Here is a 12,837-nt window from a genome sequence, read left to right as displayed (position 1 = left end):
GGAACGCCCGGCTTCGGTGTCGCTGTCGCACTCGCCGCACTCCTCGGCGCTGCCATGCTGGCTCTGCGCAAGCAGAACTAAGCAGTAGCTAACTACCGGACTTCGTCCGGCCCTTGCCGCACTTCGATTTTTCTTTCGACCGCTACACGAACCAGCGACAGCTGTCGCGCTCGCAAACGGTTAGAAAAGAGATTACATCAGCCGCGAGACGTCCGTCAGCGAGTTTTGAATCTCGACCTCGAACTTGTAGCCAATCCGGTAGCTCGCGCCGGCGTCGAGATCGCCGCCAGAGAGTCGGCGGATCTCGCCATCACCCTACCGCATCTCATAGTCCTCGCCGCGCTCGAACTGGTTGCCGTCGCTGTCGTAGACCGTCTCCGAACCGTTGAGCAGCTGCGAGTTCACGAGGTCGTAATCTTCGCGATCGACGGAGATGTCAGTGCCATCCCGGTCGCGATTTCGCGTATCAACCCGATCGTTCGCCTTGAGCATCGTCTCACGGACATCGTCGTTCTACTCACGAGCCTCGGTCGGCGTTCCGGGGACGTGGTCGCCGGTCATCACGCAGACGCGCTTGGCGGGGTGGATCTCGATCGACGGGAGATCGTCGTTCTCCCCGATGGATCCTCGTCGCTCACGCCGACCATCCCCAGCCCTCGAGTGTCATCTGGCCGTTGACATCAGGGCGCTCGATCTCTTCGGAGTCGCCGGGGAGAGGTACGTTTTCGGCTCGCTCTTCACCGATATCCTCAGGACTGGTCGCGTATTCGACTTTATCGGCTTCCGCGTCGATATGCTGGTAGGCAGGTGCCTCGGAGATATGCTGATAACTAGCGTCTATCGAACTCCCAGAATAAGAACGCCGACTAATCAAACGGTAACACCTTTGTTAGCCGAAACTATCGTCGGATAGAGTTCACGAGAACCATCTGGTTGATCGGTTGAAAGAGAACGCGTATCCTTTAAAAACGCAGGATTACACCAATATACCGTAAGCCTAGGCCGGGATTTGAACCCGGGCTCTCGTCCTTACCAAGGACGCGCTTTACCGCTAAGCTACCCAGGCACGCATTTAGATGGAGTGGTGCCATGGGTTATATCCCTTTCCATCTACAGCAGCCGTGTCATGCGATTTCACTCCGGGAGTTCAAGTTCGATGGACCTATCGTTTGGAGTGCTAGCACCGTCACTGGTGGGCGCTGTCTTTCGGCACGAGACGAGGGTGGTCATTGGCCGAGTTCAGATGTCTTCAATTGAGAACGACGAGGAGAACGGGACTACGGATCCGTTGCAGATGGGACACAACCGGTCGAGTATTTTTCGTGGTTTTGATCGGTAGCGAGGTGATCGAGTTCAGCGAGATCGTCCGTGACTGGGGGGAAGGTCGGGAGCAAGGTGTCGGTGGGGAGGAGGGCGTCGGTGAGGGTGGTTGCGAGTTCGAGGGCGGAAGCGGAGGGGGATGTGTCGGCGGTGGCTGCGCCGGTTCGAATGGCGAGTTCGAGGATATCGCGTTCGAGGTTGGTATCGATTGAGTGGGGGGAGAGTGTTGTCTTCGGGGCGTTTGCGGACGTGGTGGGTTTTGAAGAGGTTGTTTCGGTGGTTGGGTTGGTGGCCGTGCTGGGTTGTGTGCTTGCTGTAGAGGTTGCGGGCGGGGTGTTGGTGAGCTCGGTGCGTCTGGTCTGGTCGCGCCCGAAGGCCTGCACGGTGTGGACGGCTTTGTCGGCGGCGTCGGTGCGGGCGAGCAAGGAAAAGCCGCGGGCGACGAGGATGTCTGCGGCGAGGATTGTGAGATCGTCGGTGTACTGCGATGGCGATTGCGATCGCGATTGCGGCTGAGATTGGAGATCTGACTGGGATTGAGACTGTGACTGTGGGTGGTGCTCTAGTCGAGACTGTGATTGTGTCTGGTTCTCTGGCTGTGACTGTACCTGGTGCGCTGACTGTGGTTGTGGCTGTGGCTGTGATTGGGACTTGGGCTGATTCGCGTGGGCGCTGTCTCCGCACCAGGAGTCTTCGTGCGCGAGTCCACGCGTGAGTCGGAGTCCCTCGTAGATAAGTTGGACGCCGGCGGCGTGGGTGAGGAGTGTGTCAGTGTCGAGTTCGGTGGACTCTATGGATCGGTCGGTGTTCCGGCGACGGGGGTGGTTCTGCTCTCGATTGTTCTTTGGAGTCGAATCGTCGAGGGGGCTAGAGAGTTCGGGTGTGTGTATCGTGGCGCTCTCGATGGTGAGGACACCTGGGAGCATCGAGGCGTCCTCCAGAACGGTATCGAGGAGCGAAGCCAATCGCGGTGGTTCCACATCCGCGACAGCGTCGACGGCAGTACGCCGACAGGAGTCGGCCTTGTCCATTAGCAGGATGTTACGAGGGCGGAGGCAAAGACCTTTGGAAACGCCGGATCGACTCCTGTCATGATCGACATTGACGATCCGGGCGCTGCTGACGGAGACGGTTCGCGGTCGGAGCCAGATTCGTCGAATCGGATAGTTACGATTACGCTCGATCGTCCCGATGCCCGAAACGCGTTGACGGTCGAGGGGCTCGATGCGCTGGCGACTGCGATCGAATCCGTCGGTTCGACTCCGGAATCAACTTCGACTTCACCTTCGCCTTCGCATTCGACTCCGATGACGGAAACGCCCTCTCGATCGGCCGACCGCGGGGAGTCGCCGTCGGTGGCAGACGCTCGATCGGTACCGACGGCACCCATTATCTACCTTCACGGCCGTGGCTCCGCCTTCTGTGCCGGTGCCGACCTCGACGCCGTGAGCGATCTCGACGGCGACCGCGACCGAGCACGCGAGTTCGCGCGACTGGGACAGCGCGTCGCTCGCGCCGTCGAGACCTCGCCGGCGATCGTCGTTGCGGGTATCGACGGACCGGCGATGGGCGGCGGTCTCGAACTCGCGCTCGCCTGCGACGTGCGCGTCGGGACGCCGGCCTCGACCTACGGGGAACCAGGGGTGACGTTCGGACTGTTCGGTGCCTGGGGTGGCACGGTCCGCCTTCCCGAACTCGTCGGCCGGGACGCTGCTCTCGAGTTCGCCCTGTCGGGTCGCACCATCGACGCTGAGGAGGCGCTGCGTCTGGGACTCATCTCTCGTCTCGAAGACGATCCGCGGACGGTTGCCGAGTCGATCGCTGACAACCCGGCTGACACGCTGGCGGCGTTGAAGCGTCGGGTTCGGGACGATAGCAAGCGGGACATACAGGAACGGCGCGAAGCCGAGGCGTTCGCTGAACTGGTTGCTAGCCACGCCGACGATATCGGGTCGGTGCTCGAGTAACGGCGTTGTCTGGTTGGTTGCGATCGACTGGGTCCGACCTAGCTACTGACTGCCACCTGTTGACTGCCGACCGATATGACGGCTCTTACTGGATCACCGAGCCGGATATTTGGCGGGCAACCGGGCAGTTGCGGCCGGTCAATGACGTGTTGGGACGAGTTCTTCGAAGAGGTCGGCTGTGGCGATGAGCCGGTCGAGTTCGTCTGCGAGGGGAGTCATCGGGTGAGCCAGTTCGTCGACGGGGAGTTACGTGAGCGGGTCCGGTGACGGCGGTGCCCGTCGCTTGTGCTCGCTGCGTTCGTACATCTCGCGGACGCGGTCGACCGTTTCGGGCGTTACGTCGAGTTCTCTGCAGGTTGCAGCGACGGAGAGCGGACCGTCGATGTGGGAGACGAGGATCGAATCGAGCGTCTCGTAGCTGATTCCCATCTCGCCCTCGTCGGTCTGGTTGGCCCACAGCTCCGCGGTTGCGGTCTTGGATGCGAGGTCTTCGGGAACGCCGACGTGGCGGGCGAGTTGGCGGACCTGTGCCTTGTAGAGGTTGCCGATCGGGTGGCAGTCGACTGCGCCGTCCCCGTACTTCGTGAAGTAGCCGACAGCAGCCTCGCTACGGTTGCCCGTTCCCAGCACGAGCCGGTTCTCGTGGTTCGCCACGAGATAGTTCAGCACGGCTCGAACGCGAGCGCGTGCGTTGCCGACCGCCTCGCGGTCGCCCTCGGCCTCGGGGTAGACCGTAAGCAGCGAGTCGATAAGCGGCTCGATTTCGATCACGTCGTATGTAACGTCGAGTTCTCGGGCGACTCGCTCGGCGTCGCTCATGTTCTCGTCACCGCTGACGGTCGCGGGTAACACGAGCGCATGGAGGCTGTCGGCTCCGAGTGCGTCGACTGCCAGATTGCCGGTCAGCGTGCTGTCAATGCCACCGGAGAGACCCAGGATAGCACCGTCGGCGTTTGCGGCTGCAATCTGCTCGCGGATGAAGGTCGTGATGTGTTCGCGGCGCTGGTCTAGCTCGGCCTCCGAGAAACGAGGGTCGATCATGGTCCACTGTATGAGTGCAGGTGTCTAATAGGCTGCCCACGCGGGCAAAACATGACCGGTCGGTCAATTTTGTGTGGTCCTCCGTTGTGGTAGCGCGAACTGTCGTGTGAGACGGGGTCCACGGACGGAAAACGATACTCGAGATCGGGGAGCGGAGGGCTTAAATTCGTACGACGGAATGTTTCGCTGCGGAGCGCGCGGTTGGTCCAGCGGTAGGACAACTGCCTCCCACGCAGTTAGCCCGGGTTCAATTCCCGGACCGCGCACTGATTTTCGTCTCCGATGTCCCCGCGTGCGAGCCGTTGCGTTGACGACGAGCGAGATCGATGGGAAGCCGCCGGTCGCGCATTCGAAAGCGGCTCGGATACGCCGTAAATAACTATTGGCTATATCGTCGCCGTGCGCGTATGCACGGGATCGACTACTGCGGCGACGGAACGAGCGACCGATGAACGGGCGCGAACCCGACCACAACGGCTGCGCCGGGGACGAATCCGGACGCCGACGATTCATGCAGGGGTGCGGAGCGGTTGCTGCGGTCGCCGCGGCCGGAATGGACGTGTCGACGGTCGCAGCGAACGCCGACGGAATGGCCGCGTTGCTCGAGGGGATGCCGAACAACTGGGGACGGTGGGGCGCGGACGATGAACTCGGGGCGCTCAACCTCCTCGACGAAACGCAGGCTGCGCGCGGCCTACAGGCGGCGACGTGCGGCGGGATGTCGAGCGTCGAGACGTTCACGTTGCAGGTACCGATGACCGGCGAAGTCGTCTTCGTCGACGAGGACGAGACGCCGACGACGGAGACCGGAGATCCAGCGTTTCCGGGCCGGACGCCGGCCCGGCGTGGAAACGTCGAGGACGAACGATCCTATCGCGAGGGCACGGCCGACGCCTATCCCGGCGGGATGAAAAGCAGCGACGATAGAGCCCTCACGGACTTCTTCATGCACGGGACGACCCACCTCGACTCGCTCGGCCACGCGTGGTACGGCGACCAAATATACAACGGCTTCGACGCGCTCGAGACCGCCGCGGCGAAGTCGTTCGACCGTCCGCTGGAGGGCCGAATCGACGGCGAGGTAACCGAAATTTCCGAGACGCGCGGCCACGCCAGAGCGGACATCAGCCCTGCAGCCGACGCCGGAATCAGCGGACGAGGCGTGTTGCTCGACGTCGGTCGACACCAGGGCGGCCCTGGAAATCGGCTGCCGTTGGGCACCGGGATCACGCTCGAGGATCTCCTGGCGACCGCCGACGAACAGGGAGTGGCGATTCGAGAGCGAGATATCCTTCTCGTCCGGACGGGTGCGATCCCCAGAGTTCGGGATCCAAACGCAACGTGGGATCCGACGAACGAACCCGGCCTCGAGTTCAGCGAAGCACTGGTTCGCTGGCTCCACGAGTTCGATATTCCGATGATCGGAGCGGACAACCTCGCCGTCGAGAAGGTGACCCAGGAGATCGACGGGCGGGAGTTCACGATTCCGCTTCACGGTGCGCTCCTTCGGAACCTCGGGTGTTATCTGAACGAGATCCTCTGGCTCGACGAACTCGCGGAGAGCTGTGCCGCGGACGGAACCTACGAGTTCCTGTTTACGGGCGCGCCCTTGCACGTCGAGCGGGCGACGGCGGCACCGATCAATCCGCTCGTTTTGAAGGGGTGTGAGGGAGCGAGCGGTAGCGGTTAGCGACGCTTCCGGTGGCGGTGGACGGTTCTAGGGTTTCCAGTTCAACTCGACCCGCACCGTCTCGTGGTTGCCGCGGAACATCGTCGATCGTTCGACCACGTCGATCGAAGTATCGATCGTCTCCGGTGGATTGAGCGTCACCGTTTTATTGCCGACTTCGATATCGAGTTGCTCGTCACCCGAGCGAAACTCCGCCGCCAGGTGTTCGAAGTACGTCGCGAGTTCGTCTCGCGAAAGGGACTCGTCCGTCGTCGTGCGTTGTGCCATGTGCGGGAGTGACCGGCCACATCGGAAAAGTATGGACAGCAAACGGGCGGCTAGTCCGTTGTTACCGTCGCCGCGAGGCGTGGCTTTTTGTCGTCTGCACGGTTAGTCGCGGGCGATGGCAGACGACGCGGACGCAGACGCGACTGGGGATGCCGCCGTCGGACTCGTCGCCCAGCGCGCTAACGAACGTGCGCGGGACCTCGCCGTGGCATTGCAGGACCGTCTTGCGGCTGACGAGACGGGCGGCCCCTCCGGCGACGCCACTGTCGTCGACGAACTGACCGCCGAGCATCTCGACCAGTCCGGCGTCCCAGTTGGCGCGATGGCGGACTGTGACCTCGTCGTGAGTATCGGCGGCGATGGAACGTTGTTGTACGTCGCTCGCGAGGTCGGAAACACGCCGATTCTCGGCATCAACCTCGGCGAAGTCGGCTTTCTCAACGCCGTCTCCCCCGACGATGCGCTCGCCGTCGTTCCCGCCGTCGTCGAACACCTTCGAAGCGACGACGGCCGCTCCACTCAACAGCGTGAACTCGTCCGGTTGCAAGCGACCGGGGGACGTGCGACGGAAGCGAGTACCCCGGGTGAGACGCCGACGGCTGGCCGCTGGACGCTCGATCCGGCGCTCAACGAGGTCGTCGTCCACGGGCCGCGGCGCGGTCACGGCGGCGGCGCGACGATCGACGTTCGAGTCGACGGCCGCCAGTACGTCGAGGGCCATGCAGACGGCGTGCTCGTCTCGACGCCAACCGGATCGAGCGCGTATAACCTGAGCGAGGGCGGTCCGCTGGTTCACCCGACGGCGAACTCGCTCGTCGTCACACAGATGGCCGCGGCTGCGGAGGAGAGCATGCCTCCGCTGGTCGTCGATGCCGAGACGGAGGTCACGCTCTCGGTGACGGACGCTGAGACTGCATACGTCATCAGCGACGGCCGTGATCGACAGCAGTTGGACCCGCCTGCGACGGTCACCGTTTCGGTCGCGCCCGAACCGGTTACGCTGGTCGGCCCGCAGGTCGAGTTCTTCGAGGCGCTCGAGAAGTTAGGATAGTGTCCTAATGTCGCGTCGCGTCTGGGTCGATCGTCGTCAGCGCTGTTCGACCAGTCGGGCGAGGTGTTCGGGCGGAACGGCACCGCTTGTCGCCGTTCCGTCGACGACGAACGTTGGGACCCCGGAGACGCCTCGGCGCTGTGCGCTGCGAAAGCGGTCCTCGAGTTCGCTTCGGAGGCCGTCGTCGTCGACTGCCGAACGGATTTCGTCGACGGGCAGATCGACGGATTCAGCGAGCGAAGCCAGGACGTCGGGAGAACCGATGTCGCGGGCGTCCTGCCAGAGAGCGGTATAGATCGCCTCGTCGAACGCGGCCCACCGGTCGGGATACTCCTGGGAGACGTACCACGAGGCCTGCTGGGCCGGCAGCGAGTCGACCTCGCCAGCAAATACCTGCGTCATTTCGACGCCGAACTCGTCTTGCAGTCGTTCGACGTTCTGCTTGGCTTGCTCGAAGTAGGCGTCGTCCTTGCCGTCGTCGACATCGTGATCGATCGAACCGTCCGGATTTCGTTTCCCGGAGCGGAGGTCGAACGGGTGCCACTCGACCGCGAGCGGTTCGTCGCGCGTTTCGCGGTACTGTGCGAGCGAGCGGGTGCCGAGATAGCAGAACGGACAGACGTAGTCTGCGTACAGTTCGATCCGGTCACCGGCGGAGTCGGCGGTCATCGCCGGCGGTAGGTGATCCGGACGGAAAAGCCGATGGAAGGGAGGACGCTTCCCGTTCACCCCGGTCTGGACGGCGTCTCTCGCGCTATTGGCGCACCTTGCTCTCCGTTTTTCGCACTTCTCTGTCTGCCGTCGCTACTCTTCGCTCGGCGGCTGGCCGTCGCCCTCGTCCGCGCCGCCTTCGTCCGTGTCTGTCGTCGCCGGCAGATTCGGGTCGCGGTACGGATTCCGCCCGTAGGCCGGTAACTCGTCTTCCAGTTGGGACTTCAACACGCGACGCAGCCGGTTCAGACTCGTCGTATCGAGGCCGTGCGTGGCGGCGAGGCGCTTGAACGTCGACTCCTCGGTAATGTCGTGGGCGCGATACTGGCCGAACAGTTCGTCCATTCGATCGGCCGAGAGGGCCTGGGCGTCGACGTCGTCGAGTCCGAAGTAGGCCCGCCGGTCGACGTCGACCACGTGGCGGATGACGACCAGCGCGACCTTCGGAATCGCGCGCTGGCTGCCGAACTCGGTGAGGTCGATTTCGTCCATGACGCCGAGCGCGAGGTCGCGCTGCCAGGGCGTCAGTTCCAGCGCGTTACAAAGCGCCTGGGTCGTCCGCAGGCGGTCCAAGTGGTGGGCGCGCTCGCTGTAGCCGGGCGTTGCGGCGTGTTGTTCGTCGTGGAGGCGGCGAACGCTCTCCGAGAGGTCCGCCTCGGGCGACTCCGCGCGTCCGATGACGGTCGCACTCGGCGTCACGACACCCCACTGGCGGACGGTCGTATCTCGCTTTGCGGCTGCACGGGAGAGCGTGCCAGCACCGGGGCGCGTCTCTAACGGCCGCTCACGGGGGCGGTCCGGGCGGGCGGTGACGGCTCTGGCCCGCTCGGGGACTGAACCGGGACCGGGGTCTGCACCGTCGTCTTGCATCGTCTGTCGCTCAGACAGGGAGACTGAAAAAGGCTCGCTCGTTTTCGCCGCGTTTCAGCTGCACTGACAGTTGATCCGACAGCTATGCGGTGCGATAGCAAACGCTCCGCGCGAACAGACTCAAGCGCCGAAAATCCCTTCGTATCTGTACCTTGTGACCAGAAGCACTTAAAGAACAATCGCAATCTCGATCGGCGCTTCCCCACTGGCTTTGAGAGACGATCACGCTCGACAAATCGAAACAACGAAAGAGAGCCGACGCAAGACGGCACGTCGGTGACCCGTCGTATCTATACCTTGTGACCAGAGGCACTTAAAGGACGAGAGGCAAAGACGACGGAGATACGCGACGCTACTCGACCGCCGCAAGCAACTCGTCGACGAACTCGTCCACCCGCGCCGCGTCGGGCCCCGCTCGAACGTGCACCGCGGGATCGAGTTCAGCCGGTGGAGTGGCGAACTCGCGGCCGACGGGGTCACCGATGTGGGCGTCGCCCTCCCCGCGACGTTTTCGCTCGAGTAACGTCCGCGCGAGGGCGATGCGCTCGCGCTCGAAGACGGCCGGCGCTTGATCGTCGAGGAACGTCTCGAACGCGAGCGCTGGCAGGTCGTGGTCGCCGCGCTCGCCGGTGGTTTGCAGGTGGCGAGCGGCCATTGCTGCCCGGCAGATGGTGAGGTTTCGTTTGACCGTCGGTTTCGTCTGCGTGGTACTGAACCGCTCGTCGTCGTCGGCGACGTACATCGTTCCCTCGCCCTTTCCTTCGCTCCGTCTCCGGCCCGCTTCGTCGCTCTCGCCCGCCCCATCGGCCGCTTCGACGACGTACCCGTCCGCCGTCTCCTCGATAATCGGGAAGAGTTCGTCGTCGGCGCGGACGAGGTGGTTGGAGACGTACTTGCGGTAGTTGCTCGTCGCAATCCCCCTGTAGGCGTGGTAGAGATCCATCGGATTGTAGGTTCGCTCGACGTACGACCGGAGGTCATCGAGAACGGCACGCTCGCACGCGAGCCGGTATCGGATCGGGCTCCGGAGCAGATCGATCGCCCCGTCGTTCGAGTTCACGAGCAGGCGCGCGAATTTTCGGACGTCCCAGCCCTGATAGTCATAGTCGATCTCGGCGGCGGCGCTGGTAGCATTACCGGCAACGGTTTCGCCACCGCGTCGCTCCTCGACGATCGTCTCCGGCGGCCCCTCGAGGTGTGCGTACCGACTGAGATCGCTCGGCGCAAAAACGAACCCGACATCGTAGTCGCTCGCCGAACTCGCGCCGCCCCAGGCGCGGCTACCCCGAGCGACCGCGACGATGATCGTCACGTCGCGGTCGCGCTCGATAGCTGCGAGATGGCTCTCGATGCGTTCGCGAACGGATGCCGGAACCGACGGCGGTGGAGACATCACACTACCACTGATAACGGCCACAAAGAAAGCGATGATCCGCGAGTCTCCGCTCGTATCTACACCTTGTGACCAGAAGCACTTAAAGAAACGTGGAGTGCGACGAGACTGCTGAACTCGTCTCGGATCGCCGCCCAGAGTACTACAACGGCTGGCTACCTGCCGAAATCGGACGAGTGAATCGGCGATAGCGCTTTCCTTCGGAAGCGCCTATCCGCGGTATGGACCCACACGTATCACTCCTCACGTTAGGCGTCTCGGACATGACGCGTGCTATCGCGTTCTACCGGGACGGATTGGGGCTTCCGATGCGCGAGCGGAAGGGCGACGGCCCCGCCTTTTTCCCGTTAGACGGGACGTGGATCGCGCTCTATCCGCGGGACGCCCTCGCCGAAGATGCGACGGTCTCTTCCGAGGGGGACGGATTTGCCGGCGTCACCATCGCGCACAACGTCGAAAATCGAGCGGCGGTCGATACGGTGCTTCGCGAGGCGGCGGACGCCGGCGCTCGTATCGTGAAACAGGCGCGGGAAGCCGACTGGGGCGGCTATTCGGGGTACTTCGCTGATCCCGACGATCACCTGTGGGAGGTGGCGTGGAACCCGGTTCTTGATATCGGTTGACCTGTGCGTCTCTCCCACTGGACGCTGTCGCCACGGCCACCGCTCCGGCGCACTCAAACGCACCGGTCAGGACCGCCGACTGCTAACGCGAGTTCGCCGCGCGGGCGATACGCACTCGCGCCGTACTCACGTCGTTTGATCTCGTCTCGCGGCGGGAACCCGAGTTCGAAGCGGTCGATCGAGAGCCACCGACCATCGAAACCACCTTTCGACGGCTGCGCGCTGAACTCGGTCCGTAATCGCGAGACGAGTGTGCACCATCGGTTCGAACGTAACTGCCCTCGTCCGAATCCGCACCGTATCCGTCCCGACTCGCACTCACATTCCCGTTCGATCACACCGATAGCTACACTCGCGCTTGCACTCCCGCTCAGAGACTCGCCCGCAGACAGAGAAATCCGGCACCCGCGTCAGCGAGGTCCGATACGCGTCGGAGTTCTCCCGTGCGAACTCGTCGGTCAACATCGGTTCGATGACCTCGAAACTGAATCCGGCCTCGAGGAGCGCCGGGAAATAGTGGCCGAACGGCTCCAGCAGAATTCCCAACGAAATCACTGTCACTGGGGGTGTAGAAGCTCGATTCATCGCGCAACGTCACGTCCGAGAACTATCTGGGAAGTAGGATACCGAGTCGAGAATCGAAGGCCGACGACCTCCCGTCGTATCTACACCTTGTGACCAGAGGCACTTAAAGAACGAACGCGACACTGGATTCGATCGGTGCTATACGGAACTGTATCCGGACGAATAGTCACACCGATCAACAGCGAAAAGCCGACGCGGCACAGCGCGTCGGTGACCCGTCGTATCTATACCTTGTGACCAGAAGCACTTAAAGAACGACGCGAGGATGCGAGAACGCGAGGACAGGAAGACGGGAGTTCCCTACCGGAGGACGTGAACGCCGGAATACTGGAGGGAACTGACCGTTCCGAAAGGCATAATCGCGCGCTCCCCTGAATGCGGGCAATGAGTCACCAGTTGCCGGACGTGCAGGCGACGTCGCCGGACGTCACCGTCGGCCTGAGTCAGGTCGGCGTCACCGGCGTCGAAAAGCTCGTCAAGATCGCTCGCGAGGACAAGCGCCCGATCGTCCTCACGGCCGAGTTCGAGGTCTTCGTCGACCTCCCCGCCTGGCGCAAGGGCGCGGACATGAGTCGCAACATGGAGGTCATCGACGAAATCCTGGAGGATGCCACCCGCGAGGAGGCCTATCAGGTCGAGGAAGTCTGCGGCGAGGCCGCAGAACGACTGCTCGAGAAACACGAGTACACGTCGAAAGCCGAAGTCTCGATGGAAGCCGAGTTCATGCGCCGCGAGCAGACGCCGGCGAGCGACCGCGAGACCCAACACACCGTCGATATCGTCGCCTCGGCGACGGCGACGGACGAGGGGACACGCGAGAAGATCGGCGCGACGGTGACGGGAATGACGGTCTGTCCGTGCTCGCAGGGGATGTCGGCCGCGCGCGCGAAGCAGACGCTCGAGGACCTGGGCGTCGAAGAGGAGACGATCACGGAGTTCCTGGAAGAGGTGCCACAGCCGGGTCACTCCCAACGCGGACACGCGACCCTCGCCGTCGAATCGGGCGGCGATCCCGCGGTCGACCTGAACGATGTCATCGACATCGCGCGGGACTCGATGAGCGCGCGGATCTATAACCTGGCCAAACGGCCGGACGAGGATCACATGACCTACGCGGCCCACGCGGACGCGAAGTTCGTCGAGGACTGCGTGCGCTCGATGGCCGAGGGCGTCGTCTCAGAGTTCAGCCATCTGCCGGACGATGCGGTTCTCACGATGAAACAGTCGAACGACGAATCGATCCACCAGCACAACGCGCACGCCGAGCGAGTCGTCGAGATGCAAACCCTGCGCGAGGAAGTCAACGGCTCCGAATAGGT

General features: G+C 63.2%; 15 protein-coding genes and 2 tRNA genes. 8 read left to right on the top strand and 9 right to left on the bottom strand.

Annotated features, from left to right (window positions below; translation table 11 throughout):
- Positions 1-81: PGF-CTERM sorting domain-containing protein (locus tag C481_RS23210; protein ID WP_006110364.1), on the top strand; the 81-nt coding region annotated here is incomplete at its 5' end.
- A 234-nt stretch (positions 82-315) separates the two neighbouring features.
- On the opposite strand, the gene C481_RS21990 is transcribed toward C481_RS23210, so the two are convergent.
- The 3 genes from C481_RS21990 to C481_RS16130 form a co-directional block, all read right to left on the bottom strand.
- The gene (locus C481_RS21990; protein WP_161605637.1) at positions 316-492 is read right to left on the bottom strand and encodes a hypothetical protein; all 177 of its coding nucleotides are present in this window, start codon (positions 490-492) and stop codon (positions 316-318) included.
- Between the two features lie 502 nt (positions 493-994).
- Positions 995-1,066, bottom strand: a tRNA-Thr gene (locus C481_RS16135).
- Positions 1,067-1,277: 211 nt separating this feature from the next.
- Positions 1,278-2,351: a DUF7114 family protein gene (locus C481_RS16130; RefSeq protein WP_006110363.1), complete on the bottom strand. Its 1,074-nt coding sequence runs from the start codon at positions 2,349-2,351 to the stop codon at positions 1,278-1,280.
- Positions 2,352-2,411: 60 nt separating this feature from the next.
- Between C481_RS16130 and C481_RS16125 the strand changes: the two genes are divergently transcribed.
- Together C481_RS16125 and C481_RS22995 are read left to right on the top strand one after the other, a co-directional pair.
- The gene (locus C481_RS16125; RefSeq protein ID WP_006110362.1) at positions 2,412-3,287 is read left to right on the top strand and encodes an enoyl-CoA hydratase/isomerase family protein; all 876 of its coding nucleotides are present in this window, start codon (positions 2,412-2,414) and stop codon (positions 3,285-3,287) included.
- Between the two features lie 141 nt (positions 3,288-3,428).
- Positions 3,429-3,554 carry a hypothetical protein gene (locus C481_RS22995; protein ID WP_275040072.1) on the top strand — a complete coding sequence of 42 codons (126 nt, stop codon included), beginning with the start codon at positions 3,429-3,431 and terminating at the stop codon, positions 3,552-3,554.
- Here the strand turns inward: C481_RS22995 and C481_RS16120 are convergent.
- Positions 3,534-4,328, bottom strand: coding sequence for an NAD+ synthase (locus tag C481_RS16120; RefSeq protein ID WP_006110360.1), 795 nt, complete (start codon positions 4,326-4,328; stop codon positions 3,534-3,536). The genes C481_RS22995 and C481_RS16120 overlap by 21 nt on opposite strands.
- Positions 4,329-4,523: 195 nt before the next feature.
- Between C481_RS16120 and C481_RS16115 the strand changes: the two genes are divergently transcribed.
- Together C481_RS16115 and C481_RS16110 are read left to right on the top strand one after the other, a co-directional pair.
- A tRNA-Gly gene (locus C481_RS16115) sits at positions 4,524-4,594 on the top strand.
- A 182-nt stretch (positions 4,595-4,776) separates the two neighbouring features.
- Positions 4,777-6,018, top strand: coding sequence for a cyclase family protein (locus C481_RS16110; RefSeq protein ID WP_006110359.1), 1,242 nt, complete (start codon positions 4,777-4,779; stop codon positions 6,016-6,018).
- A 27-nt stretch (positions 6,019-6,045) separates the two neighbouring features.
- Here C481_RS16110 and C481_RS16105 read toward each other — a convergent pair whose 3' ends face one another.
- The gene (locus C481_RS16105; protein ID WP_006110358.1) at positions 6,046-6,285 is read right to left on the bottom strand and encodes an amphi-Trp domain-containing protein; all 240 of its coding nucleotides are present in this window, start codon (positions 6,283-6,285) and stop codon (positions 6,046-6,048) included.
- Between the two features lie 115 nt (positions 6,286-6,400).
- Between C481_RS16105 and C481_RS16100 the strand changes: the two genes are divergently transcribed.
- Entirely contained in the window at positions 6,401-7,336 is a 936-nt protein-coding gene (locus tag C481_RS16100) for an NAD(+)/NADH kinase (protein ID WP_006110356.1), read from the top strand.
- 36 nt (positions 7,337-7,372) lie between these two features.
- Here the strand turns inward: C481_RS16100 and C481_RS16095 are convergent, their stop codons facing one another.
- The 3 genes from C481_RS16095 to C481_RS16085 all read right to left on the bottom strand — a co-directional run bounded on the left by C481_RS16095 (position 7,373) and on the right by C481_RS16085 (position 10,310).
- Positions 7,373-8,005 (bottom strand): DsbA family oxidoreductase, encoded by a 633-nt coding sequence (locus C481_RS16095; RefSeq protein ID WP_006110355.1) that lies wholly within the window; start codon positions 8,003-8,005, stop codon positions 7,373-7,375.
- Between the two features lie 135 nt (positions 8,006-8,140).
- Positions 8,141-8,917, bottom strand: a complete 777-nt coding sequence (locus C481_RS16090; protein ID WP_049904713.1) for a hypothetical protein — start codon at positions 8,915-8,917, stop codon at positions 8,141-8,143.
- 352 nt (positions 8,918-9,269) lie between these two features.
- Positions 9,270-10,310 (bottom strand): nucleotidyltransferase domain-containing protein, encoded by a 1,041-nt coding sequence (locus tag C481_RS16085; protein WP_006110353.1) that lies wholly within the window; start codon positions 10,308-10,310, stop codon positions 9,270-9,272.
- Between the two features lie 221 nt (positions 10,311-10,531).
- Here C481_RS16085 and C481_RS16080 point away from each other — a divergent pair, with 221 nt between their 5' ends.
- Positions 10,532-10,933 carry a VOC family protein gene (locus tag C481_RS16080; protein ID WP_006110352.1) on the top strand — a complete coding sequence of 134 codons (402 nt, stop codon included), beginning with the start codon at positions 10,532-10,534 and terminating at the stop codon, positions 10,931-10,933.
- A 318-nt stretch (positions 10,934-11,251) separates the two neighbouring features.
- On the opposite strand, the gene C481_RS16070 is transcribed toward C481_RS16080, so the two are convergent.
- A complete protein-coding gene (locus C481_RS16070; protein ID WP_152422198.1) occupies positions 11,252-11,479 on the bottom strand; it encodes a hypothetical protein in 228 nt (75 codons plus the stop codon).
- A 423-nt stretch (positions 11,480-11,902) separates the two neighbouring features.
- On the opposite strand from C481_RS16070, the gene mptA reads away from it, so the two are divergent.
- Positions 11,903-12,835 carry a GTP cyclohydrolase MptA gene (gene mptA / locus C481_RS16065; protein ID WP_006110349.1) on the top strand — a complete coding sequence of 311 codons (933 nt, stop codon included), beginning with the start codon at positions 11,903-11,905 and terminating at the stop codon, positions 12,833-12,835.
- The last annotated feature ends 2 nt before the right edge of the window (positions 12,836-12,837 follow it).

Source organism: Natrialba asiatica DSM 12278 (assembly GCF_000337555.1).
GTDB classification, from domain to species: domain Archaea; phylum Halobacteriota; class Halobacteria; order Halobacteriales; family Natrialbaceae; genus Natrialba; species Natrialba asiatica.
This window is presented reverse-complemented; position numbering and strand designations above follow the sequence as displayed.